Source organism: Stenotrophomonas sp. 2694 (assembly GCF_040548715.1).
GTDB lineage: Bacteria > Pseudomonadota > Gammaproteobacteria > Xanthomonadales > Xanthomonadaceae > Stenotrophomonas > Stenotrophomonas indicatrix.
Genome location: NZ_JBEPSG010000007.1, coordinates 33,815 through 59,188 on the forward strand (window position 1 = coordinate 33,815; position 25,374 = coordinate 59,188).

Here is a 25,374-nt window from a genome sequence, read left to right on the forward strand (position 1 = left end):
GAGCGCAGCGGCGCCCATGGAAACGCCGGGCATGGCCCGGCGCTACCGGTTACGGGCTGCCTGACATCCCCAGCTGCAGGTCCACCACCTTCCAGCGCAGGCCCTGCGGTTCCAGCACTACCTTCAACGGAGGCTGGCCGGGGCCGCGATCGACGTCGACCACGAAGCGGTCCAGGGCTTCGAAGTGGTGTTCGGCGTTCTTCAGCGGTCGCGCCGGCTCGGTTGCACCCAAGGCCTCGCCGCCCTGCAGTTCGTTGCGGCCGCGCTTCCACAGGACGTGGCCCTGCAACATCGCACCGATGCCGGTGGGGGTGACCATCGTGTCCACTGCGGCGCCACCCAACTGATCACCCAGCCCGTACAGCAGGGCACCGAAGGGACTGGCAGCCACCTCGGGACCGGCCTGGCGTACCAGGTAGTCATTGAGCTGGGCGCGCAGGCTGCTGCGCACGCGTGGGAAATCCACGTAGCGCTCCAGACGGGCGGTGTCCCGTTGTTCGATGGCCTTGGACAGGCCATGCACGGTCAGGTAGGGGCCGCCGAACCACCAGGCCGCCAAGGCCATGACCAGCAGGATTGCGAGTGCAGTAAGTTTCTTCATGAGGCCCAGACTGCCGCAACCGCCGCAGTAAGGGGTGAAGGCTCAATGACTGGGCGAGCCGCGGCCATCTCCGAATGCGTCGATCAGCAGCTGGCGCTCTGCTACGGTCAATGCGTCCAGTCGCGTCGCCAGCACTTCGTCCAGGCTCTGGGTGCGGGTGGTGCCGAGAATGCCGCTGGCCACGCCAGGGTGGCCCAGTGCATAGGCGAAGGCGGTCTGGGCGGGACGCTGGCTGTGGATGGCGGCGACAGCCCTGCGCATCTGGCGTGCGCTGCGCATCAATTGCCGGCTGCTCGGCTTGAGCCAGGCGCGGGCCAGGTACCAGGCGTCGGCCAGGCGCGGCAGCCGTGGTCGCGCGGGCAGCAGATGGCCCTGTGCCAGTACCGTGCCAGCCAGCACACCGATGCCGGCTGCCTGCAGCTGGTCGATCAGAGGCTCGCGGTCCTGCTGGAGAGCGCTGTAGTCCAGTAGAACCACGTCGAAGAGCGTCGGATTGGCGATCATCCAGCGCAATGTCGATGCGGAATGCGTATTGATGCCAGTGTGTCGGATCAGGCCGCGTTGCCGCAGGCGCTGCAGGGCGGCCAGCAGGTCATCGTTGATGTCGTGCTCGCTGGCGCCGTGCAACTGGTAGATATCGAGGTAGTCCAGGCCGAGATTGCGCAGCGAGGCTTCGCAACTGGTGGTGATCGCTGCGGCCGAGAAGTTGCGCTGCTCGGCGCCGCTGATGCCGGCCTGGCCGGTCAGCGTGCCGCCCTTGCTGGAGATGACCAGTGAATGCCGCGGGTAGCGCGCGAGCAGGGGACGCAGGATCCGGCCCAGACGTGGTTCGGCGTGGAAGCCCGAGTAGTTATGGCCCGTATCGAGCAGGTTCACGCCATGCGCCAGGGCGTGCTCGACCACCTCGGCCGCCGCTGCCTCGGGGAAACGGTGGTGTCCCCAGAAACCGGAACAGCCCAGACCGATCGGCGAAACGGCCAGGTTCGTGCGGCCCAGCGTGCGGCGTTGTCGCGCCAGTGCCATCAGAACTCCAGATCCAGCGCAGCGCACAGGTAATCCACGAACGGGCCGAGCGCCGCCAGGTCCTTGCCGAGCGTGGACAGCAGGCGCGGGCCGGTCATCGTGGCATCGTCCAGCGAACGCCACATCACCCAGTTGCGGTGCTTGAGGTCATCGATGAACTCGAAGTCGGCCGGGAAGCCGCGCGGTGGGCGCACCAGCTTCTCGGTTTCCTCGAAGTCGAAACGCCTGCGCAGCGCCGGTGCGTGCGCAGCTGCCTTCCAGCTGCCCGGGTTGTCGAGGATGAAGTGGCGGACGCGGCGCTGGGTTTCCGGTTCGGGATGCCACAGCCCGGCGCCGACGAAGCTCTCGCCCGGTTGCAGGTGCACGTAGAACGAGGGTGCGGCCACTTCACGGCGGCGCTCATGGAACAGGCGCGCGCCCTGCCAGGTCTTGTACGGCGATTTATCGTTGGAGAACCGCGCGTCGCGGTAGATGCGGAACAACGAGCCGCCCACGCCACGCGTGTCTGCGCGGAAGTGTCCGCTGACCTCGGCCAGGGCCGGCTGCAGGTCGCCCAGCAGGCGCAGGAACGGCTGCCGCACGTGGTCTTCGTACTGCTGGCGATGGTCGTTGAACCAGGTCTTGTCGTTGTGCAGCGCCAGGCTGCGCAGGAACTTGAAACTGGCATCGGAAAAATAGGTGCTCACAGGTCCTCCTGCAGGTGCTGGCCCCAGTCACGCAGCGATTGCAGCAGCGCGGCGCGGCGGGCATCGTCGGGCGCCTCGGCTGCCAGCGCGTCGAGCTGCTGCTGGAACTGGGCCAGGTTGAGTTCGCCCATGCCTTCCTCGCCGAACAGGCGCTGGCGGCGATAGGCTTTCCAGCGCTCGCGTTCTTCCGGTGCGAGGCTGTCGGGATGATTGCGGGCGCGATAGCGGAACAGCAGTTCCGGCAGGCGCGGATCGCGGAAGCGACCTTCCAGTGCGGCCAGCTGCTCGGCGGGCGTGGTCCGTGCCAGTGCCAGCAGCGGCTTGTCGCCGGCGCCGAGGAAGCCGTCGTACAGCGATGCATCCACATCGGAAACGCTCGCCGCGCGCGGCTGGTTGTAGACCTGGCGCGCCTTCTCGGCCAACTGCGGCGCGAACGCGCGCAGGCGTTCGGCCTTGGCTTCGATCGCCGCCACGTCCAGCCCGAGTCGTGCGTGGTCATCAGCGCGCAGGTGGTTCCAGGCCACCAGCGCCGGCACCTTGTTCAGGTGCACTTCCTTCAACGGCACCCGGGCCACGCCTTCGGGCAGTTCGCTGGCGCGCAGGTACAGGCGCTGGGCGATCACTTCGGCGGGCAGTTCCAGCAGGTCACCGATGTCGCCGTCGAGATCGAACACGATCACCCGGTTGTTGATGGTCGGATGTACCGCCAGCGGCAACACCGGTGCCGCGCACAGGCGGCTGGCCGGGTAGCGCATCGAGATATGCAGCACCGGCTTCAATGCAGTGATGTCGAGCAGGCTGCCGACGAAACGCTTGTCGCGCAGCTTCAGCGCGTAGTCCCACAGGCGCGGCTGCGACTGCTTGAACAGGCGCGCCATGCCGATCGTCGCGCGCACGTCCGACAGCGCTTCGTGGGCATCGCCCTCGCGCACGCCGTTGGCCTCGGCCAGATGCTCCAGCTTGAACGAGGTGGCGCCGTCCTCGCGCTTGGGCCAGTGGATGCCGTCCGGGCGGATGGCATGCATCAGCCGCAGCATGTCCAGCAGGTCCCAGCGCGAGTTGCCGTTGCGCCACTCGCGTTCGTACGGGTCGTGGAAGTTGCGGAACAGGCCGTAGCGGATGAACTCGTCGTCGAAGCGCAGGGTGTTGTAGCCCAGTGCGCAGGTACCGGGACGCGAGAGCTGCTCGTTGATGCGATCGAACGCCTCGGCTTCGCTGATGCCTTCAGCCAGCGCCTGCTGCGGAGTGATGCCGGTGACCATCGTCGCCATCGGCGAGGGCAGCAGATCATCGGCCGGGCGAACGAAGAAGCTGACCGGCGTGTCGATCTCATTGAGGTCGCTGTCGGTACGGATTGCCGCGTACTGGGAGATACGGGTACGACGTGGATCCTGGCCGAAGGTTTCCAGGTCGTAGAACAGGAAGCTGTCAGCCATCAGTGCGCGCCCTCCAGCACCGGCAGCTGCGCATGGATCTGCGCCTGCAGTGCGTTCCAGTCGATGTTGTCCAGGGTGTCGTGGCCTGCGGTGGCGGCGATCAGCATCGCGCGCTGGAGGTCGGTGCGGCGCAGTGCCTCGGCATAGGGCGTGTGCAGGAACGTCACCATCGTGTAGTGCGGGACGAAACGCGTGGGCCAGCGCCGCTGCAGTTCCTGTTCCAGCTCACGCTGCAGCAGGAAGGCCGGATCAGCCACCCTGTCACGCATCTCCAGATAGTTTTCCAGCGCCATCTGCTGGATCGCACGCGCGTTCGGCTTGCGCTCGGCCTCGAATGCGGCGAACGCACTCTGCAGGTCGTCCGCCTCCATCAGATGGCGGGCCAGCGCCACGCAGTCCTCGAACGCGCAGTTCATGCCCTGGCCGTGGAACGGCACCATCGCATGCGCGGCGTCACCGATCAGCACGGCACGTGCCTGCTGGTGCCAGCGTTGCAGGGTGAGGGTGCCGAGCAGGCCGGGCGGATGCTGCTCCCAGTCTGCACGCAGGTTGGGAATCAGCGGCAGGGTATCGGCGAACTCACGCGCGAACAGCGCTTCGGCCTGGGCGCCGGTGGTGACCGTAGCGAAGCTCGGATCGCCATCGTTGGGCAGGAACAGGGTGACGGTGAAGGTGCCCTCGTGGTTGGGCAGGGCGATGCACATGTAGTGGCCACGCGGCCAGATATGCAGGGCATTGCGCTCGATGCGGAAGCCGCCATCGTCGCTCGGCGGAATTTCCAGTTCCTTGTAGGAATGGTCGAGGAAGGCAATGTCCTCGCCCAGCGGTTCGCGCCGGTTCATCGCCGCACGCAGCGCCGAGCCGGCGCCGTCGGCACCCACCAGCGTATCGAAGCGGATATCGTGCGGGCTGTCGTCACGATCATCGATGAAGCGTGCGTAGCCTGCATCGAAATCGACGGTGTGCAGGCGGCGGTGGAAATGCACGGTGGCGCCGGCCTGCTCGGCCAGTTCCAGCAGCGTGGTATTCAGGTCGCTGCGATGGATCGACCAGATCACTTCGCTGTCGTCGCGACCGTAACGCTGCAGCTGCGGCTCGCCCTCGCGCGGATGCACCATGCGCCCGCGCATCATCACCGCCCGCGCCATCACTTCGTCTTCCACGCCGGCCTGGCGCAACGCGTTGCGCCCGCGCTCGGCCAGGGCCAGGTTGATCGAACGGCCGCTTTCGTAATCGGCGATGCGCGGATCGCCACGGCGTTCGTACAGGGTGATGCGCCAGCCCTGCCGTGACAGCAGGATGGCCAGCAGGGATCCGGCCAGGCCGGCGCCGACAATGCTCAGCGAGCGGGATGCATGTGCGATCAACGAACTGTCCAGCAGTAGGGGAGGGCGGCTTACAGGCCAGCCCAGGCTTCCACTTCCTCGACGAAGTGGTGCACGTCGAGGTAGCGGTTGTAGAGCGGGGTGGGCGAGATGCGGATCACGTCCGGTTCGCGCCAGTCACCCAGCACGCCGATGGCGCGCAGGTGTTCGAACAGGGCGCGTCCGCGCTCGCGGCCGCCGATCACCCGCAGCGACAGCTGGCAGCCGCGGCGCTCCGGCTCGGCCGGGGTGACGATCTCCAGCACCTGCGGCAGGCGCGCGCGTACCAGTGCGTCGAGCATGCCGGTCAGTGCCAGCGACTTGCTGCGCAGCGATTCCATGCCGGCGCGTTCAAACAGGTCCAGCGATGCCCGCAGTGGCGCCAGGCCGAGGATCGGCGGGTTGCTCAGCTGCCAGCCCTCGGCACCCACCGCCGGCGTGAACTGCGGTGCCATCTGGAAGCGGGTGGCTTCGTCGTGGCCCCACCAGCCGGCAAAGCGCGGCAGCGTGGTGTCGCGATGATGGCGCTCGTGCACGAAGGCACCGGCCACTGCGCCGGGGCCGCTGTTGAGGTACTTGTAGTGGCACCACACGGCAAAATCCGGCGCGATGTCATGCAGGCGCAGCGGCAGGTTGCCGACCGAGTGCGCCAGGTCGAAGCCGATGCGCGCACCCTGCAGGCGTGCGGCGCGGGTGATCGCATCGAGGTCGAAGGCCTGGCCGCTGCGGTATTGCACGCCGGGCCACAGCACCAGCGCCAGGCGCGGACCGTGCGTGGCGATCGCACGCTCGATCGCAGCCATCGAGATCGTGCCGTTGGCTTCATCCGGCTGCACTTCCACCAGGCAGTCGGCCGGGTCGAAGCCATGGAAGCGGATCTGTGCTTCCACCGCGTGGCGGTCGGTCGGGAACGCGCCGGCTTCCATCAGGATCACCGGGCGTTCGGCCGTGGGCCGGTAGAAGCTGACCATCATCAGGTGCAGGTTCACGCTCAGCGTGTTCATTGCCACCACTTCGCTTGGCAGCGCACCGACCACGCGGGCCAGCTGTGCGCTGACCAGGCGGTGGTATGACAGCCATTGAGTCGGCCCGGTGAAGTGGCCTTCCACCGCCAGTTCGCCCCACTGCTTCATCACTTCCTGCACCGCAGCCTGCGCACCGCGCGGCTGCAGGCCCAACGAGTTGCCGACGAAGTAGGTCTGCTCACCGCCACCATGGCGCGGAATCAGGAATTCCTGCCGCAGCGGCCGCAGCGGATCGGCGGCATCAAGGGCAATGGCGTGGGTGCGGCTGAGCAGGTCGGACATGGTCGGGCAACAGGCTGCAACGGGGTTGCCAGTGTAGCGCCTGGGGCATCACCCGGTAGCTGCGCACCCAGCGCCAGCGCCGCATGATCCGGTAGTGGCCAACCTTGGTTGGCGCACGTGCGAACAAGCGCCCACCAAGGTGGGCATCTACCGGGGGCGGAGCGCCGTCAGGCCGCCACTGGCGCCGGCAACGGATCCACATGGCCGCACGCGCTGCAAGTGCGCAGTTCCAGGCTGGCCTGGTAGTGCGCGAACACCTTCGGCAGGTCGGTCTCGATGTTCTGCAGCGTGAAGTACTCTTCGTGCAGCTTGTGGTTGCAGCGCTCGCAATGCCAGATCACGCCATCGCGTTCATGCGGCAGGCGCTTGCGCTCGACCACCAGGCCGATGCCACCGGGCGGGCGCCGCGGTGAGTGCGGCACCTTGCCCGGCAGCAGGAAGATTTCGCCGGCACGGATCGGGATATCGCGCACCGCGCCATCCTCCTGCACCTTCAGCACCATCTCGCCTTCCAGCTGGTAGAACCACTCCGGGCCTTCGTCGTAGTGGAAATCGGTGCGGCTGTTCGGCCCGCCGACCACCATCACGATGAAATCACCGTTGTCGATCATCTTGTTGCCGACCGGCGGCTTCAACAGATGCCGGTTTTCCTCGATCCAGCCCAGCAGGTTGATGGGGGAGGCAAGCATGGGGGTGTCCGTAAGGGAGGGTCAGTCGCGCCGGCCGCGGCGCGGAACGTAGGACAGGGCCTTCTCGTAGGCCGGCTGCAGTTCTTCCGGTGCGCCCACGTCGATGCCCATTTCGCGCACGCGGCCGTCCTTCAGGCTGTACACCCAGCCGTGCACCATCAGCTTCTGGCCGCGGGCCCAGGCGTCCTGCACGATCGTCGAGCGGCAGGCGTTGACCACCTGCTCGATCACGTTCAGTTCGCACAGGCGGGCATGCTTCAGCTCCGGCTCCTCGATCGCATCCATGATCACGGCGTGCTTCTGCGCCACGTCACCGACATGGCGCAGCCAGTTGTCGGCCAGGCCCACCCGCGTGTTGTTCAGGCTGGCGTGCACGCCGCCGCAGCCGTAATGGCCAACGATCAGGATGTGCTTCACCTTCAGCTGGTCCACGGCGTACTGGATCACGCTGAGGCAGTTCAGGTCGGTATGCACCACCACATTGGCCACGTTGCGATGCACGAACACCTCACCCGGGGCCATGCCGATGATCTGGTTGGCCGGCACGCGCGAATCGGAACAGCCGATCCACAGGTATTCCGGATGCTGCTGCTTGGCCAGCTGATGGAAGAAGTCAGGATCTTCCTTCTCGATCCGGTCAGCCCATTCGCGGTTGTTCTGCAGCAGCTTGTGGATGTCTTTCATGTTCGGGGTCCCTGACGTCGGGTGGGGGCAAGGCGCGGCCGTTCTGGTCGCGTCGTCGCGGGAAACAGAGCGCTCAGCTGCCTGCGGCGGCTTCGTCGCGATACCGGCGCATCCACTGCGCCAGTTCGGTGGAATGGGGATTGTCCAGGCGTTCCAGTTCGGCCATCACCGCCTGCTGGTTGGCCTCGGGGTGGTTCTGGCTCAGCTTCAGCGTCAGCTGCACCTGTTCGACGGTAAAACGGAAGCCGACGATGCCGCGCAGCTGGCGGCGGTGGTCGTCACGCTCGGGTTCGAACCGCCAGTCCTGGCCGACGCTGGCTTCGAAGTGGTCGCCGGTATCGCTGACCAGCTGGGCCAGGGCATCGGTACCGTCGAAGGGCTGCAACTGGCCGCGCAGCTCGGCGACGGCGTAGTTCCAGGTGGGCACCCGTGCCATCGGCTCCTTGTCCGGGTACCAGCTGGCCGATACATAGCCGTGCGGCCCGTCCACCAACACCTTGGCCGCACCGCTGTGACGTGCCTGCGGGTTGGCACGGGCCCAGTGGCCGCGCAGCTCGATGTGGTCGCCGTCGCGCTGGTACAGCACCGGCAGCCGGGTCAGTTCCGGCAGGCCATCGCCACCGGCGGTCAGCACGGTGACGAATGGATCACGCGCCAGCAGGCGATCCAGCCACAGCAGGTCGGTCTCGGCGAAAGCGCGCGGGGTGAACATCGGTTGGCCTCAGGCGCGGCTGCCGAGCGACTGCACCATGCGCCCGCGCAGGCCTTCGTCGCTGCCTGCCTGCGGTGGCTGCACTTCATGCAGCGAGAAACCGCGCACCAGCGCATCTTCTTCATCCAGGCCGTCGTACTCGACGAACTCGGCATCGAACAGCTGCGAGCGTGCAGTGTCTTCGCTGTCGTAGCTCAGCGTATTGCCATCGCTGTCCAGCACTTCGGCAGTGCCGGCCTCGCGGATGCGCAGGCGCGCCCAGATCAGGGTGTTGCCGAGGCTGGCCAGCCACCAGCTGTCGCGGACGTGGGAAAGGTCGTTCATGTGTGTCTTACCAGAGCGAGGCCAGCCAGAGCAGGGCAGCCATGCCCAGTCCGGCCAGCAGGGTCAGCAGCGATACCCAGGCGGGCGTCGCCAGCCCGGACAGCGAGCGGTCCGGCTGGGTGCGGTATTCGCGCCGCAGCAGCCAGCCCAGCGCATCGGGCTTGAGGAAGGCGCCACTGCCGAAGCGCTGCGCCAGCGCCGGATGGCGATCGCGCACATGCACCAGGGTCAGCGGCCAGAAAATCACGAAGGCACTGAACCCGGCCACTGCAACGCCGACGAAACACAGGGCGAAGAACAGGGTCATGGGGGCAGTACCTCCGTGGTCGTGCGTGTGGGCTTAGAAGTCCGCGCTGCCCGGGGCGCGCGGGTAGGGGATCGCATCGCGGATGTTGGACAGACCGCAGACGTACACCACCAGGCGCTCGAAGCCCAGGCCGAAGCCGGCGTGCGGTACCGAGCCGTAGCGGCGGAAATCGCGGTACCAGCTGTAGTGCTCGCGATCCAGGCCGAACTGCGCCATGCGTGCATCCAGCACGTCCAGGCGCTCTTCGCGCTGGCTGCCACCGATGATCTCGCCGATGCCCGGGGCCAGCACGTCCATCGCCGCGACGGTCTTGCCGTCATCGTTCAGGCGCATGTAGAAGGCCTTGATGTGCTCGGGGTAGTTGGTCACCACCACCGGGCGACCGACGTGTTCCTCGGTCAGCCAGCGCTCGTGCTCGGTCTGCAGGTCCAGGCCCCATTCGACCGGGAAGTCGAACTTCTTTCCGGACTTCTGCAGCAGGCTGACCGCATCGGTGTAATCGATGCGTTCGAACGGCGCGTTGATGAAGTCTTCCAGCTTGGTGATCGCGTTCTTGTCCACGCGCTCGGCGATGAAGGCCAGGTCGTCGCCGCGCTCGTTGAGCACCGCGCGGAACAGGTACTTCAGGAATTCCTCGGCCAGGCGTGCGTCTTCGGCCAGGTCGGCGAAGGCGATTTCCGGCTCGATCATCCAGAACTCCGCCAGGTGGCGGGTGGTGTGGCTGTTCTCGGCGCGGAAGGTCGGGCCGAAGGTGTACACCTTGCTCAGCGCCAGGCAGTAGGCCTCGACGTTCAGCTGGCCGGACACGGTCAGGAAGGTTTCCTTGCCGAAGAAGTCGCGGCTGAAGTCGATCCCGCCCTGGGCGTCACGCGGCAGGTTCACCATGTCCAGGGTGGATACGCGGAACATCTGGCCGGCACCTTCGGCGTCGGAGGTGGTGATGATCGGGGTGCTGATCCAGTTGAAGCCGTTCTCGTGGAAGAAGCGGTGCACGGCCTGGGCCAGGCAATTGCGGATGCGGGTGACCGCGCCGAACAGGTTGGTGCGCGGGCGCAGGTGCGCCACTTCACGCAGGAACTCCGGCGTCATCGGCTTGGGCTGGATCGGGTAGGTGAGCGGGTCTTCGACCCAGCCGACCACCTCGACCGCGCTGGCCTGGATCTCGAACGACTGGCCCTTGCCCTGCGACTTCACCAGCGTGCCGGTGGCCACCAGCGAGCAGCCGGTGGTCAGGCGCTTGATCTCGTCGAAGTTGGCCAGCGCGTCGCCGGCCACGACCTGGATCGGGGCGAAGCAGGAGCCGTCGGTCACATTCACGAAAGCCAGATTTGCTGAACCGCGCACCGTGCGCACCCAACCGCGTACCGTGACTTCGCCACCTTCCGGGATCTTCCCGGCAAGCGCATGTTCAACGCTGACCACCGTCATGACTTGAATCCTCTGCTGATCGACTCGATCTATGAACACGGGAGTTTACCGGTTGCAGCGTTCTGCTTGCGAGGCATTTCTGCGGTCATCGGCTCCCTATAATGTCCCGGTACCTCTGGAGTGATCCACCATGGCTGTCAGCCTGACCCCTATTGCCTTCGAGCGCGTGCAGCGCTTTGTCGCCCAGACCCCCGGCGCGCTGGGCCTGCGTTTTGGCGTGACCAAGACCGGCTGCTCGGGCTGGGGCCACATCACCGACCTGGCCCGCGAGGAGCGCGCGGACGACACCGTGTTCGACCAGAACGGGGTAAAGATCTATGTCGACGCCAAGAGCCTGGCCCTGGTGGACGGCACCGTGATCGACTTCGGCAAGCACGGCCTGAGCGAGACCTTCACGTTCAGCAACCCGAATGCCACCGCCGAGTGCGGCTGCGGCGAGAGCTTCACCACCGACGCCGACAAGGCCTGACGGCCGGTTCTGGCGCCCGCCGGACGTGGTCCGGCGCTATCGGAACCTGCTCTGGTAGATGCCGACCTTGGTCGGCAGGGAAGGGATCCACGGATGGAACGACCGCTTTTCATTTATCACCCCAACGCCTACGCCCTCTCCTTCGAAGAGGTCGACGGGATCTGTGACTGCTGCGGTCAGTCCCGGACGCTTCGTTACCGGGGGCCGTTCTACACACCTCTGCGTCCCGATTACCTGTGCCCCTGGTGTATCGCCGATGGCAGGGCAGCGGCCAGTTATGAGGGTGAATTCACCGGCTGGAGCGATATCGAGGGGGTGTCGCCGGACCCGGCCGATCCGCCACCGACCATTCCCCGCGGGCAGTTGCTGGAGATCTGCGAGCGCACCCCGGGTTACTTGTCCTGGCAGCAATCGGTCTGGCTGAGCCATTGTGAACGGCCCTGCGCCTTCCTCGGCTATGCCGGCAGCGAGGACCTCCTGCCCATCCTCGACCAGGTCCGGCCGGACGTGGCCGAGGTCAACCCGCGCGACGCCGAGTGGTTGCTGGAACACCTGAGCCGTGACGGGGAGATGGTTGGCTGCCTGTTCCAGTGCCTGCAATGCGGCCAGCACCGCCTGCATGTGGACCTGGGGTAGCCCGGGGCGGTTTCCGCGTTCGCCGGGCATGGCCCGGCGCTACCAGGTTCAGGTCGCTCTGCGGCTCGCCGGTTGCCCGGCAGCCCCATCTGCGCCATAATGCGCGGCTTCCTGCCTCCCTGGCAGGATCCCTTGCCCCACCGCGGTATCAACGGCGGGGGGCTGTCCGGCCGCAAGGCCACATCCGAAAGGTAGAAAAACATGAGTCGTCATTACGAAATCGTGTTCATGGTCCACCCGGACCAGAGCGAGCAGGTCCCGGCCATGATCGAGCGCTACAAGTCGCTGGTCGAGAACGGCAACGGCACCATCCACCGTCTGGAAGACTGGGGCCGCCGCCAGCTGGCGTACCCGATCCAGAACCTGGTGAAGGCGCACTACGTGCTGCTGAACATCGAAGTCGACCAGGCCGTGCTGACCGAGCTGACCGAAAGCTTCCGCTTCAACGACGCCGTCCTGCGCAACCTGGTCATCAAGCGTGACGAGGCTGACACCGAGCAGTCGCTGATCATGAAGAGCAAGGACGAGAAGGGCGACAAGCCCGAGCGTGGTGAGCGTCGTCGTCGTGATGACGAAGAAGGCGAAACCACCCCCGCCGCTGACAACGATGCCGGCGACGACGCCGCTTCGGCCGCCTAAGGAGCACTGACATGTCCAAGTTCTTCCGTCGCCGCAAGTTCTGCAAGTTCACGGCCGAAGGTGTCAAGGAGATCGACTACAAGGATCTCAACACCCTGCGCCAGTACCTGACCGAGAACGGCAAGATCGTGCCGAGCCGCGTCACCGGTACCAAGTCGAAGTACCAGCGTCAGCTGGCGACCGCCGTCAAGCGCGCTCGCTTCCTGGCCCTGATTCCGTACACCGACAACCACGACGTCTGATGCCGGCGGGGCAGCTTCGCGCTGCCCCCGCTGTGCCAGCTATTCGGACAGCCTTTGTTGCGGGGCCCGCGCCTCGCTAACGAATAACTTATCTGGAGCAATACCATGCAGCTGATCCTCCTGCAGAAAGTCACCAACCTCGGCAACCTGGGCGACCTGGTCGACGTGAAGCCGGGCTACGGCCGTAACTTCCTCGTGCCGCAGGGCAAGGCCGTTCCGGCCACCGAGAGCAACAAGGCCGAGTTCGAAGCCAAGCGCGCTGATTACGAAGCCAAGGCCCAGTCCATCCACGCTGAAGCCGAAGCCCGCAAGGCCAAGCTGGAAGGCGCGAGCGTGACCGTCGCCGCCAACGCTTCGACCGAAGGCAAGCTGTACGGCTCGGTCGGCGCGCGCGAAATCGCCGATGCCTTCACCGCTGCCGGCCTGGCGCTGAGCAAGAGCGAAGTCATCCTGGGCGAAGGCGCCTTCCGCAACATTGGCGAGTACGAAGTCCTGGTGCACCTGCACGCGGACGTCGAGACCACCGTCAAGGTCGTGGTTGAAGCCGAAAAGGCCTGATCCCACGCCGCAAGGCCTGGTATCACCAGAACGGGCGCCCGCAAGGGTGCCCGTTTTGTTTTGGGGCGGCCCGTCCGGCCGGGCCGGTGCTTGGCCTGCCGCGCCCGTGCCGACAGAGCCTGGATGAATCCATGAAGATCAATGCGTTGGCCTCATTTTCTGGACCCGGGTCGGTTTACGGGGCGGCCCCCGGCAGAGCGGGGAAGCACGAGCGGGCGTGAGCGCTGAGCCTCCTCCCACGGTCATCCCGCCCGTGGAACATTGGCCCCGCTATACTCATTCCATTGCGTCACCCTTGGCCTTGTTGAATTCTTTTGAAATCAAGGGCTTGAGGTGCTGGCTGACCTGACATCCACTATGGTGGCGGCCGTAAGGCCCTTGCCCGGAACCCAATCACGCCATGCGTCTTTCCACGATCAAGCTGTCCGGCTTCAAGTCCTTCGTCGATCCGACCACCCTGCACCTGCCGACCAACATGACCGGCGTGGTGGGCCCCAATGGCTGCGGCAAGTCGAACATCATCGACGCGGTGCGTTGGGTCATGGGCGAAAGTTCGGCCAGCCGCCTGCGTGGTGACTCGCTCACCGACGTGATCTTCTCCGGTTCCAATGCCCGCAAGCCGGTCTCGCAGGCCACCGTCGAGCTGATCTTCGACAACTCCGACCACACGATCTCCGGCGAGTACGCCTCGTTCAACGAGATCTCGGTCAAGCGCACCGTCAGCCGCGACGGCAGCAGCAACTATTACCTCAACGGCACCAAGTGCCGTCGTCGCGACATCACCGACCTGTTCCTCGGCACCGGCCTGGGCCCGCGCAGCTACTCGATCATCGAGCAGGGGATGATCAGCCAGATCATCGAAGCGCGCCCGGAAGACCTGCGCGTGTACCTGGAAGAGGCCGCGGGCATCTCCAAGTACAAGGAGCGCCGCAAGGAAACCGAGACCCGCATCCGCCACACCCGCGAGAACCTGGACCGCCTTGGCGACCTGCGCGAGGAAATCACCAAGCAGCTCGAGCACCTCAAGCGGCAGGCCAAGCAGGCCGAGCAGTACCAGGCGTTGCAGGAAGAGCGCCGGGTCAAGGATGCGGAGTGGAAGGCGCTGGAATACCGTGGCCTGGATGGTCGCCTGTCCAAGCTGCGCGAAGGGCTGTCGCAGGAAGAAACCAAGCTGCAGCAGCTGATTGCCGACCAGCGCGACGCTGAGGCGCGGATCGAGACTTCCCGCGTGCGCCGCGAGGAGGCTGCCGACGCGCTCAATGCCGCGCAGGCCGAGGTCTACCAGGTGGGCAGCACGCTGGCCCGCCTCGAACAGCAGATCCAGCACCAGCGCGAACTGTCGCAGCGCCTGCACAAGGCGCGCGATGAAACCCGCCAGGCACTGGCCGAACTGGGCCAGCACATCAGCGGCGACGAGGCCAAGCTGATGGTGCTGCGCGAAGCGGTCGATGCGGCTACCCCGCAGCTGGAAGCGCTGCAGGAAGAAAACGAGATCAAGCAGGAAGGCCTGCGTGAGGCCGAAGCGCGGTTGTCCGATTGGCAGCAGCGTTGGGAGCAGCACACCTCGCAGAGCTCGGAAGCCTCGCGCGCCGGCGAGGTCGAGCGCACCCGCGTGGACTACCTGGACAAGCAGATCCTTGATGCCGATCGTCGCCGCGAAGCGCTGGCGGCCGAACGTGCCGGGCTGGACGTGGATGCACTGGATGAAGTCTTCGAGCAGCTGCACCTGCAGCACGATACGCAGAAGACCGCGCTGGATGAGCTGACCGAGCAGGTCGAGGAGCGCAAGCACGGTGTCGCCGCCGTGCAGGAGCAGCAGCGCAACGGGCAGAACGAGCTGGCCGAGCTGCGCAAGCAGGTCAATGGCCTGCGCGGGCGCCTGTCTTCGCTGGAAACCCTGCAGCAGGCTGCACTCGGCCAGGAGCAGGGCGCGGCGGTGGCGTGGCTGAAGTCGCGTGGGCTGGATTCGGCCGCGCGCGTGGGTGAGCGCCTTGATGTTGATGCGGGTTGGGAAAACGCAGTGGAAAGCGCGCTCGGTCAATTGATCGAAGGCGTGCTGGTCGACGACCCGGCCAGCCTGGTCGATGCGTTGGGTGAGCTGGGCGAAGGCCGCATCGCGCTGGTTGCCAATGACGGTGCGGACCTGAAGGTCGCGCCGACCTCGCTGGCTGCACGTGTGCGGGGCCCGGCGCCGATCCGGCGCCTGCTTGCACGCCTGCACGGCGCGCGTGACCTTGCCGAAGCCAATGCACTGCAGGCCAGCCTGCCCGAGGGCGATTCCATCATCACCCAGGGCGGCGAACGCCTGGGCGAAGGCTGGGTGCGCGTGTCGCGCTCCGGCGCCGCCAAGCAGGGCGCGCTGCTGCGCGAACGCGAAATCAACGAACTGCGCGAGCAGATCGAGCAGCTGCAATCGCGCGAAGCCGAACTGGAAGAACAGCTGGCCGGTTTCCGCGAGCACCTGTTGGCCGCCGAACAGCAGCGCGAGGATGCGCAGCGTGCGCTGTACCTGGCGCACCGCGCGGTGTCCGAACTGGCCGGCCAGCTGCAGGGCCAGCAGGGCAAGGTGGAGGCGGCACGTACGCGCATCGACCGTATCGAAGGCGAGCTCAGCCAGTTGCTGGAGACCCTGGACATCAATCGCGAGCAGGCGCGTGAAGCGCGTGCGCGGTTGGAGAATGCGGTCAACAGCATGGGTGACCTGGAGTCGAACCGGCAGGGCCTGGAGGGCGAACGCCGTCAGTTGACCGAGGCGCGTGATCTGGCCCGCGACGCCGCCCGTGCGGTGCGCGAGCGGTCGCACGCGTTGGCCCTGACCCTGGAATCACAGCGCGCCCAGGTGGCGTCGTTGAGCCAGGCGCTGGAACGCATGAGCACCCAGCGCGGCCAGCTTGATGCACGCCTGGGCGAACTGCATTCGCAGCTGGACGAAGGCGATACCCCGGTCGAATCGCTGCAGGCCGAGCACCAGAACGCGCTGGAAGAGCGTGTCCGTGCCGATCGCGTGCTGACCGAAGCGCGCACGTTGCTGGATGGCATCGATGCCGAACTGCGCAACTACGAGCAGACCCGCCACCAGCGCGACGAGCAGGCGCTGTCCCAGCGCGAGCGCATCTCGCAGCGCAAGCTGGACCAGCAGGCGCTGGTACTCAGTGCCGAAACCCTGCAGGGCGCAGTGGAGAAGGCCGGTTTCGTGCTGCAGGATGTGATCAACGCGCTGCCCGAAGAGGCCCGCCTGGGCGACTGGGAGCAGGCGGTGCACCAGATCGACGGTCGCATGCGCCGGCTGGAGCCGGTCAACCTGGCCGCGATCCACGAGTATGGCGAAGCCTCGCAGCGCTCGGAGTATCTGGATGCGCAGCACGTGGACCTGACCACCGCGCTGGAGACCCTGGAAGATGCGATCCGCAAGATCGACCGCGAAACCCGGGGCCGCTTCAAGGACACCTTCGATCGTGTCAACGCCGGTGTGCAGGCGTTGTATCCGCGCCTGTTCGGTGGCGGCCACGCCTACCTGGAGCTGACCGGCGAAGACCTTCTCGATACCGGCGTGACCATCATGGCGCGTCCCCCGGGCAAGCGCGTGTCGAGCATCTCGCTGCTGTCCGGCGGCGAAAAGGCGATGACCGCCGTGGCGCTGGTGTTTGCGATCTTCCAGCTCAACCCGGCACCGTTCTGCCTGCTGGACGAGGTGGACGCGCCGCTGGATGAAGCCAACGTCGGCCGCCTGGCCAACATGGTCAAGGAAATGAGCGAGAAGGTGCAGTTCCTGTTCGTCAGCCACAACAAGGCCACGATGGAAGCGGCGCACCAGTTGTCGGGCGTGACGATGCGCGAGCCGGGAGTCAGCCGGCTGGTCAGCGTGGACCTGGAAGAAGCCGCGCGATTGGCGGGCGCGGCCTGACGTGCCATCCTAGTTACCTGAATGAACTAGCCGGAGAACCTAACGAATGTCCGACACGGCACTGTTGCGCATCGGCATCCTGGCCGCCGGCCTGCTGTTGGTCGCTGCGATCTTCCTGTTTGGCCGCCCGAAAAAGAAGCCCCAGGGCCGTCGCCTCGATAGCGCCGAACCGACCAGCGGCGAGCGTCGCGAGCCGGTGCTGGGCGAGGATGGCGTGCCTGTGGCCGGCGACCGCGTCGAGCCGGGCATGGGCGAGACGGTCGAGCAGGCCGAACTGGGGTTGCCCGATGTCGATGGCGCGGCCAGCGACCTGGGCAAGCGCGCGACGCAGGATTTCGACAAGATCGTTTCGCTGTTCGTGGCCGCCCGCGCCGGTGAGCAGCTGCGCGGCGAAGACATCGTCGTGGCAGCGGAGAAGACCGGCCTGGTGTTTGGCCACATGAATGTCTTCCACCGGCTGGTGGAGGGGCATCCCGAGCGAGGCCCGATTTTCTCGATGGCCAGCATCATGAAGCCGGGCAGCTTCGACATGGGCAACATCCGCGCCATGGAAACCCCGGCCATCGCCTTCTTCCTGACCCTGCCGGCACCGCTGACCGCGCTGGACGCCTGGGAGAAGATGCTGCCGACCGTGCAGCGCATGGCTGAACTGCTCGATGGTGTGGTGCTGGATGACAGCCGCAACGCGCTCGGCCGCCAGCGCATCGCCCACATCCGTGATGAGCTGCGCGCCTATGACCGCCAGCACCAGGCGCCGCCGCTGACCAAGACCCCGCGCTGGTAAGCGCGGCAGGTCCTGGCGTGCCGACCAACGGTCGGCACCCACAACAGTAGATCCACGCCATGCGTGGATGCGGCGAACCAGGGTTCGCCCCCCCACCAGACCAGTAGATCCACGCCATGCGTGGATAGGGTCAGACCGGTACGCCGGCTACCTTCGCGAACGCGCTGCGGAAGCGCGCCATCTCTTCCTCGGTGCCCACGGTCACGCGCACGCGCTGCGGCCAGATCGGCCAGCTGCGGCCGATCACCACGCCGTTGTCCGCCATCGCCTTTGCAAAGGCCGCGCCGTCGCGCTGCACATCCACCACGAAGCAGTTCGCTTCGGTCGGCAGGCAGTCAAAGCCACGCTTGCCCAGCCAGGCGATGGTGGCCTGCCGGAGCTTGGCGTTCTGCAGACGTCGCTGCGGGATCAACTGCGGGTCGCGCAGGCTGGCCAGTGCCGCTGCAAGGGCGGGCACCGGCAGCGGGTTCTCGCCCAGGCTCGCCAGCTCGCGCAGGCGCTCCGGATGCGCTGCAGCCACGCCAAGACGCAGGCCGGCCATGCCGTACAGCTTGGAGAAGGTGCGCAGCACGATCAGGTCATCGCGCTGGGCCACCTGTGCAATCAGGCTGGGCTGTTCGCTGTACTGCAGATAGGCCTCGTCCAGCAGCACCCGGGTACCTGCGGGCTTGTTGGCCAGCAGCCAGGCCAGCTCGTTGGCCGGGCTGATCGAGCCGGTGGGGTTGTTGGGATTGCACACGTACAGCAGGCCGGTCGGTCGCGCGTGCGCGGCGGCCGCCATCGCGCGCAGGTCGTGCGCGCCATCGCCGCGCAGCGGCACCTTCTGCACATGGGCGCCGCGCGCAGCTGCCATCTCGCCCAGCGTCTCGAAGGTCGGGTCGGCCACCACCAGGCCCGCCTGCGGGCCGGTCCACAGTGTCGCCGCACGGTTCAGCGGTTCGCTGGAGCCCGGATACAGGCGCACGTGGTCGGCGGGAATGCCGGCCTGGGCGATGAATGCGTCGCGCACCTCACCGGCCAGGGCGAAGCGGTAACGGCCGCAGCTGGCGATGCTGTCGCGCGCCGCCTGCTGGGCGGCCGGCGAGGGGCCATAGGGGCATTCGTTGAAGTTCAGCAGCACCGCGCCCGCATCGGCGGGTGGCGGCGCAACGGTCGCCGGCTGTGCCTGGGCCGACCGGGGCAGGCCGCTGCTGGCGAGGGCGAGACCGGCACCGGCCAGCTGCAGGAAGTGGCGACGGGAGGCAGGCAAGGTCACAGGGGGCGGTTCCGGAAGGGCGACCGACGCACGCTAGCGCTGGTGGTCAGTGCGGGCAAGGGGGTATGCAGCGTCTCCAATCATGCGCGACCGTTGCTTGCCGCCAGTCCCGCATGGCCCAGTTCTACAAGGTGCTGCGCGCAGGCGCGGTAGAATTCCCGGCCATCCCAGAACCCGCGGATTCCGATGAGCCCCAGCCCCGCCGAACGTGCCGAAGACCTGCGCCGGCAGATCGCCCAGGCCAATCGCGCCTATCACGAGCTGGATGCGCCGGAGATCCCTGACGTCGACTACGACCGTCTGGTGCGTGAGCTGGAGGCGCTGGAGCGCGAGCATCCTGATCTCGCCCGTGCCGACAGCCCGACCCAGCAGGTCGGGGCACGCCCGTCCGGCCGCTTCGCCGAAGTCACCCATGCGGTACCGATGCTGTCGCTGTCCAATGCCTTCAGCGATGAGGAAGTGGCCGACTTCGTGCGCCGCATCGATGAGCGCCTGCGCCGCGGCACCCTGCGTTTTTCCGCCGAACCGAAGATGGACGGCCTGGCGATCAGCCTGCGTTACGAGGACGGTCATTTCGTGCTGGGCGCCACCCGGGGCGATGGCAGCACCGGTGAGGACGTGACTGCCAACCTGCGGGAGATCGGCGACATTCCCAAGCGCCTGAAAGGCAGGGACTGGCCGGATGTGCTGGAAGTGCGCGGTGAGGTCTACATGGCCCGCGCCGACTTCGAGGCCTACAACGAGCGCGCGCGCCTGCACGGTGGCAAGGTGCTGGCCAATCCGCGCAATGCCGCGGCCGGTTCGCTGCGCCAGCTTGACCCGAAGATCAGCGCGCAGCGCAGGCTCAGTTTCTTCACCTACGGTACCGGTGAAGTGCAGGGCGGTGAGTTGCCCGATACGCACTCGGGCACGCTGGCGCAGCTGCGCGACTGGGGTTTCCCGGTCAGCGACCTGTGCAAGGTGGTGGAAGGCAGCGACGGCCTGCTGGCGTACTACCGTGACATTGGCGAGCGTCGCGACGGTCTGGCATTCGACATTGATGGCGTGGTCTACAAGCTCGATGACCGCGCCGGCCAGCAGGCCATGGGCTTCGTGTCGCGCGCACCACGCTGGGCCATCGCGCACAAGTTCCCGGCGCAGGAACAGAACACTACGCTGGAGGCCATCGAAATCCAGATCGGCCGTACCGGTGCTGCCACCCCGGTGGCGCGCCTTGCGCCGGTCGCGGTGGCCGGTGTGATCGTCTCCAATGCCACCCTGCACAACGCCGACCAGATCGCGCGCCTGGATGTGCGCGTGGGCGACAGCGTGATCGTGCGCCGTGCCGGCGATGTGATTCCGGAAGTGGTCAGCGTCATTCTCGATCGCCGTCCCGCCGGCACCACGCCCTGGCAGATGCCGACCACCTGCCCGGTGTGCGGCTCGGAGATCGTGCGCGAGGAAGGGGCTGCTGCCTGGCGCTGCTCGGGCGAGCTGTCCTGCCCGGCGCAGCGCAAGGAGGCCATCGCCCACTTCGCTTCGCGACGGGCGATGGATATCGACGGTCTCGGCGACAAGTACATCGAAACCCTGGTGGACGCCGGCATCGTCAGGAGCGTGGCTGATCTGTACCGCCTCACCCGCGACCAGCTGCTGCACCTGAAGCTGGTGTTGGACGCAGAAGATCCTTCCGCGCTCGCGGCCAGCCTGAAACTGCACCTGCCGGCCGAAGGCAGCGGCGCGGTGCTCAACGCTGTGTTGAAGCTGGATGGCAACGATGCGGGGTGGCGCGCGCAGGCATTGGCGCAGCCGGCAGCTTTTGAATGGAACACCAGGAAGATCGCGACCAAGTGGGCTGACAACCTGATCGCTGCGATCGACGCCAGCCGTGATGCGACGCTGGAGCGACTGCTGTTCGCACTGGGCATCGAGCACGTCGGCGAGAGCACCGCCAAGGCACTGGCACAGTGGTTTGGCGATCTGGCGTTGATCCGCCGCCTGCCGTGGCCGTTGTTCAAGCGCGTGCCCGACATCGGTGGCGAAGTGGCGCGCTCGCTGGGCCACTTCTTCGAACAGGAAGGCAACCAACAGGCCATCGATGCGCTGCTGCAGGTGGGGCAGGTGCGCATCAGCGACGTGCACCCGCCAAGTGCAAAGCTGCGCGAGGGGCTGGACCTTGCCCAGCTGCTGGTCGAAGCGGAGATTCCCGGCATTACCCGCCTGCGCGCGGAGAAGCTGGTGGCCGCACTGCCCAGCGCGCAGGCGGTGCTGGACGCCGAGCACGGCCAGTTCGTCAACGCCGGCCTGCCCGATGACACCGCGCGCGGCGTCGCTGACTGGCTGGACAGCGAGGGCCATGGCGCGATGTTGCTGGCCGCCGAAGTGGAGATGAAGCACATCCTGGCCAGCGCACCGGCCCTGGCCGAAGTGGTGGCCGGCCCGCTGGACGGGCAGACGGTGGTGCTTACCGGCACGCTGGCCCAGCTCAATCGCGATACCGCCAAGGAGCGTCTGGAGGCGCTGGGCGCCAAGGTATCCGGCAGCGTGTCGAAGAAGACCAGCTTCGTGGTGGCCGGCACCGAAGCGGGTTCAAAGCTGGACAAGGCGCAATCGCTGTGCGTTCCGGTGTGGGATGAAGAGCGCCTGCTGGCCTACCTGGCCGAACACGAGTGATGAACCGGCCGGGTGCGCAGGCACCCGGCACGCAACCGCAAAGGAACACTGATGCAGACCGCTCCGCTGGATTTCCGCCTGGCCACCCGTGCCGACGAGGAACTGCTGATCGCGCTGATGCGCGATTTCTACGCCGAAGACAAGATCGAATTCGACGATGCGCGCGTGCGCCGTGGTGTCGATGCGCTGCTGGCCGATCCGCGCAACGGGGAAGTGCTGCTGTGGCTGGACGAGGCCGCGGCCGTCGTTGGCTATGCGGTCATCGCGATGGGCTTCAGCCTGGAGCAGGGCGGCCATTTCATGCTGCTCGACGAGCTCTACCTCAGCCACCGCGCGCGTGGCCGTGGCCGTGGCAAGCGGGCACTGGCCATCTGCGAACAACGCGCACGCGGGCGCGGGGTCAGCCGGCTGCGGCTGGAGGTGAACCATCACAACGAACTGGCGCGCCGCCTGTACCTGGCCAGTGGCTACATCGATGACACGCGCGATCTGCTGACCCTGCCGCTGGACCATCCGCGGCCGGAGGGCATCCTGTGAGCGAGGCACTGCTGCGCAGCCTGCAACAGCGTGCCAGCCTCAATGCGCTGGTGCGACGCTTCTTTGCCGAGCGTGGCGTGCTGGAAGTGGAAACGCCGATCCTTTCCGTGGCCGGCAACACCGAGCCGAACATCGACAGCTTCCACACCGATTTCAGCGGCCACGTCGATGCGGGCGGACGCCGCCGCTGGCTGCGCACGTCGCCGGAGTTCCCGCTCAAGCGCCTGCTCGCTGCCGGCGTGGGCGACTGCTATGAGCTGGGCCGGGTGTTCCGCAATGGCGAAGCCGGTGGCCGCCACAATCCCGAGTTCACCATGCTGGAGTGGTATCGGGTTGGCTGGGACCACCATCGGTTGCTGCAGGAAACCGCGGAACTGGTGGGGCAGGCGTTGGCGCTGGTTGGCCGCAGCGCGACGCTGCGCGTGCTGAGCTATCGCGAACTGTTCCAGCAACAGGCCGGCGTGGACCCGTTCGATGCCGATGAGGGCCAACTGCGCGCTGCGCTGGGCGAGGTGCACATCGATCCGGTAGGCCTGACCCGCGATGATTGGCTGGATCTGTTGATGACCCACCGTATCCAACCGCACTTCGATGACACGGTCATGACCGTGGTCCACGACTGGCCCGCCAGCCAGGCGGCACTGGCGCGCATCCGCCCCGGCACACCGCCGCTGGCCGAGCGTTTCGAGCTGTACCTGGGCGCGGTGGAGCTGGCCAATGGCTATAACGAACTGAACGATGCGGCTGAACAGCGCGCGCGTTTCCAGCATGACCTGCAGCGTCGCCATGCACGGGGGCAGGTACAGCCCGCGCTGGATGAAGCGTTGTTGCATGCACTGCCTGCAATGCCCGCCTGTGCCGGTGTTGCCGTTGGCATTGATCGCCTGCTGATGGCGATGCACCGCACACCGCGCATCGCCGACGTGCTTGCATTCGATTTCGCCCACGCATGAGCCGATTTCCCCTGGACCTGGCAGGCTGAACGAAAACACGCGTTTGCGCGCTTGATTCAGCAAGCACGATGATGCTCTTATCACAGCCGATACCGCACACTTGCGTCGTGGTTCATCCATTCATGGGGAAGGCTTTGGTCAAGTGGTTTGCGGTCGTAGCGGCACCGATGTACTCCGTGGCGATATGGGGTGGCCTGCTTCCGTCGACCGCATCGGCGCAGTCGCTTGGCTATGACAGCGAAGTGGTGACCTGCGAATCCCGCGACATGGGTTGGGTGCATTGCGACATCGATGTCAGCAACGGCGTTGACCTGATCCGCCAGTTGTCCAACAACAGCTGCATCCGTGGCAGCGAGTGGGGCACCGACCGCAGTGGCGTGTGGGTGACCTTGGGCTGCCGCGCCGAGTTCCGCGCGCGCGGTGCAGAGACTGATGCCGTGCCCTCGGCCGAGGGCCGCAAGCGACTGGTGCGGCGGGTAGTGCGCTGTGAGTCCAATGGCCGCCCGCAGAGCTGCCCGGTACGCCTGGACGGTGCGCCGGTACGGTTGCTGCGGCAGCTGTCGGTGCTGCCGTGCCGGGAAGGGCAGGGCTGGGGCTACAAGCGCAATGAGGTGTGGACCACCCGCGGTTGCCAGGGTGATTTCGAGGTGGCCGACGAGCAGGGCCGTTTCGTCGACATGCCGCGCCGGCTGACCTGCGAATCCAAGTCCAAGAAGCGCCGCTTCTGTGGCGCCAGCATCTCCACCAGCGCCACCCTCTCCAACCAGCTTTCCAGCACCCCGTGCGAGGAAGGCAGCACCTGGGGCTGGAACCGCAACGGCATCTGGGTCGATGGCGGCTGCCGCGCCGAATTCTCGGTGAACTGACCCCGGACGGGGTCCATCCGTGCGTGGCGTGGCCCTACAATGGGGCCATGAATACCGCCACCGACCTCGACTACGCCCGCTACGACCACATCCGCCCGATCCTGTGGACCGGCGATGCCCTGCAACTGCTCGACCAACGCAAGCTGCCGTTCGTGGTCGAACATGTGGCTTGCCATGACAGCGATGAGGTGGCCGCGGCCATCCACGCCCTGACCGTGCGCGGTGCGCCGGCCATCGGCATCGCTGCCGCCTGGGGTGTGGTGCTGGCCGCACGTGATGTGCAGGCGGCCGATGGCGCGCATGCCCTGCAGCAGCTGGAACCGGCGCTGCAGCGGCTGAATGCCTCGCGCCCGACCGCGGTCAACCTGGCCTGGGCGCTGGCACGCATGCGACGTTGCCTGAGCGCTGCCGGTGCCGACTGGAAGGCGCTGCTGGAGGCTGAAGCGCAAGCGATCGCCGAAGAAGACCTGGCCGCGAACCGCCACATGGGCGCACTCGGTGCCGGCCTGATCGAGGCCGGCAGCGGCGTGTTGACCCATTGCAATACCGGCTCGCTGGCCACCGCCGGCTTCGGTACGGCGCTGGGCGTGATCCGCGCCGGCATGGCCCAGGACCGCATCGCCCGTGTGTTTGCAGGTGAGACCCGGCCGTGGTTGCAGGGTGCGCGCCTGACCGTATGGGAGCTGCAGCAGGACGGCATCGACGCGACGCTGATCGCCGACTCGGCCGCCTCGCACCTGATGAAGACCGGTGCGGTGCAGTGGGTGATCGTGGGCGCCGACCGCATCTGCGCCAATGGCGATACGGCCAACAAGATCGGCACCTACCAGCTGGCCATCGCGGCCCGCCACCACGGGGTGAAGTTCATGGTCGTGGCGCCGTCCTCGACGGTGGACATGGATACCGTGGACGGCAGCCAGATCGAGATCGAGCAGCGCGACCCGGGCGAACTGTACGGCGTGGGCGGCACCCGCACCGTGGCCGAGGGCATCGCCGCCTGGAACCCGGTGTTCGATGTCACCCCGGGCGAGCTGATCGATGCCATTGTGACCGAGCGGGGGGTGATCCTGAACCCGACCGCGGAGAACATGCGTACCGCCTTCGGCGGTTGACGCCGGCAGGGGCGGGTGCCTTTCCGCTGGAAAGGGCTCCGACCCCGGCGTCCAGTAGTGCCGGCCGCTGGCCGGCAACCCCCTAAGTTCCTGATTTGTGCCGGTAAAATCACCGTAAAGGCAGGCGGAAAACGGCCCCGTGTGGTAGAATCCAGCGGTTGAATCGAGGTTCCGGCACGACCACCCCCGGGTGGATGCGCCGGACT

25 protein-coding genes are annotated in these 25,374 nt (G+C 66.7%); 12 read left to right on the plus strand and 13 right to left on the minus strand.

Going from position 1 to position 25,374, the window contains the following annotated elements:
* Positions 1 to 49: 49 nt before the first annotated feature.
* From ABIA73_RS10470 to asnS, 12 genes are all read right to left on the minus strand, one after another.
* The gene (locus tag ABIA73_RS10470; RefSeq protein ID WP_088101688.1) at positions 50 to 601 is read right to left on the minus strand and encodes a DUF2939 domain-containing protein; all 552 of its coding nucleotides are present in this window, start codon (positions 599 to 601) and stop codon (positions 50 to 52) included.
* 42 nt (positions 602 to 643) lie between these two features.
* Positions 644 to 1,624, minus strand: coding sequence for an aldo/keto reductase (locus tag ABIA73_RS10475; RefSeq protein ID WP_354275737.1), 981 nt, complete (start codon positions 1,622 to 1,624; stop codon positions 644 to 646).
* Positions 1,624 to 2,310 (minus strand): DUF2461 domain-containing protein, encoded by a 687-nt coding sequence (locus ABIA73_RS10480; protein ID WP_218787733.1) that lies wholly within the window; start codon positions 2,308 to 2,310, stop codon positions 1,624 to 1,626. Before ABIA73_RS10480 ends, ABIA73_RS10475 begins: the two co-directional genes overlap by 1 nt.
* Positions 2,307 to 3,746 carry an exodeoxyribonuclease I gene (gene sbcB / locus ABIA73_RS10485; RefSeq protein ID WP_354275738.1) on the minus strand — a complete coding sequence of 480 codons (1,440 nt, stop codon included), beginning with the start codon at positions 3,744 to 3,746 and terminating at the stop codon, positions 2,307 to 2,309. Before sbcB ends, ABIA73_RS10480 begins: the two co-directional genes overlap by 4 nt.
* Positions 3,746 to 5,113, minus strand: a complete 1,368-nt coding sequence (locus ABIA73_RS10490; protein WP_105164349.1) for an FAD-dependent oxidoreductase — start codon at positions 5,111 to 5,113, stop codon at positions 3,746 to 3,748. Before ABIA73_RS10490 ends, sbcB begins: the two co-directional genes overlap by 1 nt.
* A 29-nt stretch (positions 5,114 to 5,142) precedes the next feature.
* Positions 5,143 to 6,417: a kynureninase gene (gene kynU, locus ABIA73_RS10495; protein ID WP_280883779.1), complete on the minus strand. Its 1,275-nt coding sequence runs from the start codon at positions 6,415 to 6,417 to the stop codon at positions 5,143 to 5,145.
* A 167-nt stretch (positions 6,418 to 6,584) separates the two neighbouring features.
* Complete coding sequence (locus tag ABIA73_RS10500; protein WP_025876865.1) at positions 6,585 to 7,106, minus strand: 3-hydroxyanthranilate 3,4-dioxygenase; 522 nt, start codon at positions 7,104 to 7,106, stop codon at positions 6,585 to 6,587.
* Between the two features lie 21 nt (positions 7,107 to 7,127).
* Positions 7,128 to 7,790: a carbonate dehydratase gene (gene can, locus ABIA73_RS10505; RefSeq protein WP_309910178.1), complete on the minus strand. Its 663-nt coding sequence runs from the start codon at positions 7,788 to 7,790 to the stop codon at positions 7,128 to 7,130.
* A 73-nt stretch (positions 7,791 to 7,863) separates the two neighbouring features.
* Positions 7,864 to 8,502 (minus strand): FMN-binding negative transcriptional regulator, encoded by a 639-nt coding sequence (locus tag ABIA73_RS10510; protein WP_140227372.1) that lies wholly within the window; start codon positions 8,500 to 8,502, stop codon positions 7,864 to 7,866.
* A gap of 9 nt (positions 8,503 to 8,511) precedes the next feature.
* Positions 8,512 to 8,826 carry a hypothetical protein gene (locus ABIA73_RS10515; protein WP_025876872.1) on the minus strand — a complete coding sequence of 105 codons (315 nt, stop codon included), beginning with the start codon at positions 8,824 to 8,826 and terminating at the stop codon, positions 8,512 to 8,514.
* A gap of 7 nt (positions 8,827 to 8,833) precedes the next feature.
* Positions 8,834 to 9,133: a hypothetical protein gene (locus ABIA73_RS10520; protein WP_006376524.1), complete on the minus strand. Its 300-nt coding sequence runs from the start codon at positions 9,131 to 9,133 to the stop codon at positions 8,834 to 8,836.
* 33 nt (positions 9,134 to 9,166) lie between these two features.
* Entirely contained in the window at positions 9,167 to 10,561 is a 1,395-nt protein-coding gene (asnS, locus tag ABIA73_RS10525) for an asparagine--tRNA ligase (protein ID WP_012511556.1), read from the minus strand.
* Positions 10,562 to 10,691: 130 nt separating this feature from the next.
* Between asnS and ABIA73_RS10530 the strand changes: the two genes are divergently transcribed.
* The 7 genes from ABIA73_RS10530 to zipA all read left to right on the plus strand — a co-directional run bounded on the left by ABIA73_RS10530 (position 10,692) and on the right by zipA (position 17,793).
* Entirely contained in the window at positions 10,692 to 11,030 is a 339-nt protein-coding gene (locus ABIA73_RS10530; protein WP_354275739.1) for a HesB/IscA family protein, read from the plus strand.
* Positions 11,031 to 11,123: 93 nt separating this feature from the next.
* Positions 11,124 to 11,666 carry a CbrC family protein gene (locus tag ABIA73_RS10535; RefSeq protein WP_218787730.1) on the plus strand — a complete coding sequence of 181 codons (543 nt, stop codon included), beginning with the start codon at positions 11,124 to 11,126 and terminating at the stop codon, positions 11,664 to 11,666.
* A 201-nt stretch (positions 11,667 to 11,867) separates the two neighbouring features.
* Positions 11,868 to 12,305, plus strand: coding sequence for a 30S ribosomal protein S6 (gene rpsF, locus ABIA73_RS10540; RefSeq protein ID WP_025876882.1), 438 nt, complete (start codon positions 11,868 to 11,870; stop codon positions 12,303 to 12,305).
* 11 nt (positions 12,306 to 12,316) lie between these two features.
* Positions 12,317 to 12,547 (plus strand): 30S ribosomal protein S18, encoded by a 231-nt coding sequence (gene rpsR / locus ABIA73_RS10545; RefSeq protein ID WP_002804494.1) that lies wholly within the window; start codon positions 12,317 to 12,319, stop codon positions 12,545 to 12,547.
* Positions 12,548 to 12,652: 105 nt separating this feature from the next.
* Positions 12,653 to 13,105 carry a 50S ribosomal protein L9 gene (gene rplI, locus ABIA73_RS10550; protein WP_025876905.1) on the plus strand — a complete coding sequence of 151 codons (453 nt, stop codon included), beginning with the start codon at positions 12,653 to 12,655 and terminating at the stop codon, positions 13,103 to 13,105.
* A gap of 400 nt (positions 13,106 to 13,505) precedes the next feature.
* Positions 13,506 to 17,009 carry a chromosome segregation protein SMC gene (smc, locus tag ABIA73_RS10555; protein WP_025876909.1) on the plus strand — a complete coding sequence of 1,168 codons (3,504 nt, stop codon included), beginning with the start codon at positions 13,506 to 13,508 and terminating at the stop codon, positions 17,007 to 17,009.
* Between the two features lie 46 nt (positions 17,010 to 17,055).
* Positions 17,056 to 17,793: a cell division protein ZipA gene (gene zipA, locus ABIA73_RS10560; RefSeq protein WP_025876911.1), complete on the plus strand. Its 738-nt coding sequence runs from the start codon at positions 17,056 to 17,058 to the stop codon at positions 17,791 to 17,793.
* A 130-nt stretch (positions 17,794 to 17,923) separates the two neighbouring features.
* Here zipA and ABIA73_RS10565 read toward each other — a convergent pair whose 3' ends face one another.
* Positions 17,924 to 19,048: a pyridoxal phosphate-dependent aminotransferase gene (locus tag ABIA73_RS10565; protein ID WP_354275740.1), complete on the minus strand. Its 1,125-nt coding sequence runs from the start codon at positions 19,046 to 19,048 to the stop codon at positions 17,924 to 17,926.
* A gap of 180 nt (positions 19,049 to 19,228) precedes the next feature.
* Here ABIA73_RS10565 and ligA point away from each other — a divergent pair, with 180 nt between their 5' ends.
* The 5 genes from ligA to mtnA all read left to right on the plus strand — a co-directional run bounded on the left by ligA (position 19,229) and on the right by mtnA (position 25,168).
* A complete protein-coding gene (gene ligA / locus ABIA73_RS10570; protein ID WP_354275822.1) occupies positions 19,229 to 21,700 on the plus strand; it encodes an NAD-dependent DNA ligase LigA in 2,472 nt (823 codons plus the stop codon).
* 51 nt (positions 21,701 to 21,751) lie between these two features.
* Positions 21,752 to 22,237 (plus strand): GNAT family N-acetyltransferase, encoded by a 486-nt coding sequence (locus ABIA73_RS10575; protein ID WP_025876917.1) that lies wholly within the window; start codon positions 21,752 to 21,754, stop codon positions 22,235 to 22,237.
* A complete protein-coding gene (gene epmA / locus ABIA73_RS10580) occupies positions 22,234 to 23,190 on the plus strand; it encodes an EF-P lysine aminoacylase EpmA (RefSeq protein WP_025876919.1) in 957 nt (318 codons plus the stop codon). The genes ABIA73_RS10575 and epmA overlap by 4 nt, the downstream gene beginning before the upstream one ends.
* A gap of 134 nt (positions 23,191 to 23,324) precedes the next feature.
* Positions 23,325 to 24,056: a DUF3011 domain-containing protein gene (locus ABIA73_RS10585; protein ID WP_025876921.1), complete on the plus strand. Its 732-nt coding sequence runs from the start codon at positions 23,325 to 23,327 to the stop codon at positions 24,054 to 24,056.
* A gap of 47 nt (positions 24,057 to 24,103) precedes the next feature.
* Positions 24,104 to 25,168: an S-methyl-5-thioribose-1-phosphate isomerase gene (gene mtnA, locus ABIA73_RS10590; RefSeq protein ID WP_059064602.1), complete on the plus strand. Its 1,065-nt coding sequence runs from the start codon at positions 24,104 to 24,106 to the stop codon at positions 25,166 to 25,168.
* Positions 25,169 to 25,374 lie beyond the last annotated feature (206 nt).

Excerpts from the sequence above, each read along its gene's own strand:
- ABIA73_RS10470 (WP_088101688.1), bottom strand. The coding sequence starts at position 601 with ATGAAGAAACTTACTGCACTCGCAATCCTGCTGGTCATGGCCTTGGCG.
- ABIA73_RS10475 (WP_354275737.1), bottom strand. The coding sequence starts at position 1,624 with ATGGCACTGGCGCGACAACGCCGCACGCTGGGCCGCACGAACCTGGCC.
- sbcB (WP_354275738.1), bottom strand. The coding sequence starts at position 3,746 with ATGGCTGACAGCTTCCTGTTCTACGACCTGGAAACCTTCGGCCAGGAT.
- kynU (WP_280883779.1), bottom strand. The coding sequence starts at position 6,417 with ATGTCCGACCTGCTCAGCCGCACCCACGCCATTGCCCTTGATGCCGCC.
- ABIA73_RS10500 (WP_025876865.1), bottom strand. The coding sequence starts at position 7,106 with ATGCTTGCCTCCCCCATCAACCTGCTGGGCTGGATCGAGGAAAACCGG.
- can (WP_309910178.1), bottom strand. The coding sequence starts at position 7,790 with ATGAAAGACATCCACAAGCTGCTGCAGAACAACCGCGAATGGGCTGAC.
- ABIA73_RS10510 (WP_140227372.1), bottom strand. The coding sequence starts at position 8,502 with ATGTTCACCCCGCGCGCTTTCGCCGAGACCGACCTGCTGTGGCTGGAT.
- ABIA73_RS10515 (WP_025876872.1), bottom strand. The coding sequence starts at position 8,826 with ATGAACGACCTTTCCCACGTCCGCGACAGCTGGTGGCTGGCCAGCCTC.
- ABIA73_RS10520 (WP_006376524.1), bottom strand. The coding sequence starts at position 9,133 with ATGACCCTGTTCTTCGCCCTGTGTTTCGTCGGCGTTGCAGTGGCCGGG.
- asnS (WP_012511556.1), bottom strand. The coding sequence starts at position 10,561 with ATGACGGTGGTCAGCGTTGAACATGCGCTTGCCGGGAAGATCCCGGAA.
- ABIA73_RS10530 (WP_354275739.1), top strand. The coding sequence starts at position 10,692 with ATGGCTGTCAGCCTGACCCCTATTGCCTTCGAGCGCGTGCAGCGCTTT.
- ABIA73_RS10535 (WP_218787730.1), top strand. The coding sequence starts at position 11,124 with ATGGAACGACCGCTTTTCATTTATCACCCCAACGCCTACGCCCTCTCC.
- rpsF (WP_025876882.1), top strand. The coding sequence starts at position 11,868 with ATGAGTCGTCATTACGAAATCGTGTTCATGGTCCACCCGGACCAGAGC.
- rpsR (WP_002804494.1), top strand. The coding sequence starts at position 12,317 with ATGTCCAAGTTCTTCCGTCGCCGCAAGTTCTGCAAGTTCACGGCCGAA.
- rplI (WP_025876905.1), top strand. The coding sequence starts at position 12,653 with ATGCAGCTGATCCTCCTGCAGAAAGTCACCAACCTCGGCAACCTGGGC.
- smc (WP_025876909.1), top strand. The coding sequence starts at position 13,506 with ATGCGTCTTTCCACGATCAAGCTGTCCGGCTTCAAGTCCTTCGTCGAT.
- zipA (WP_025876911.1), top strand. The coding sequence starts at position 17,056 with ATGTCCGACACGGCACTGTTGCGCATCGGCATCCTGGCCGCCGGCCTG.
- ABIA73_RS10575 (WP_025876917.1), top strand. The coding sequence starts at position 21,752 with ATGCAGACCGCTCCGCTGGATTTCCGCCTGGCCACCCGTGCCGACGAG.
- mtnA (WP_059064602.1), top strand. The coding sequence starts at position 24,104 with ATGAATACCGCCACCGACCTCGACTACGCCCGCTACGACCACATCCGC.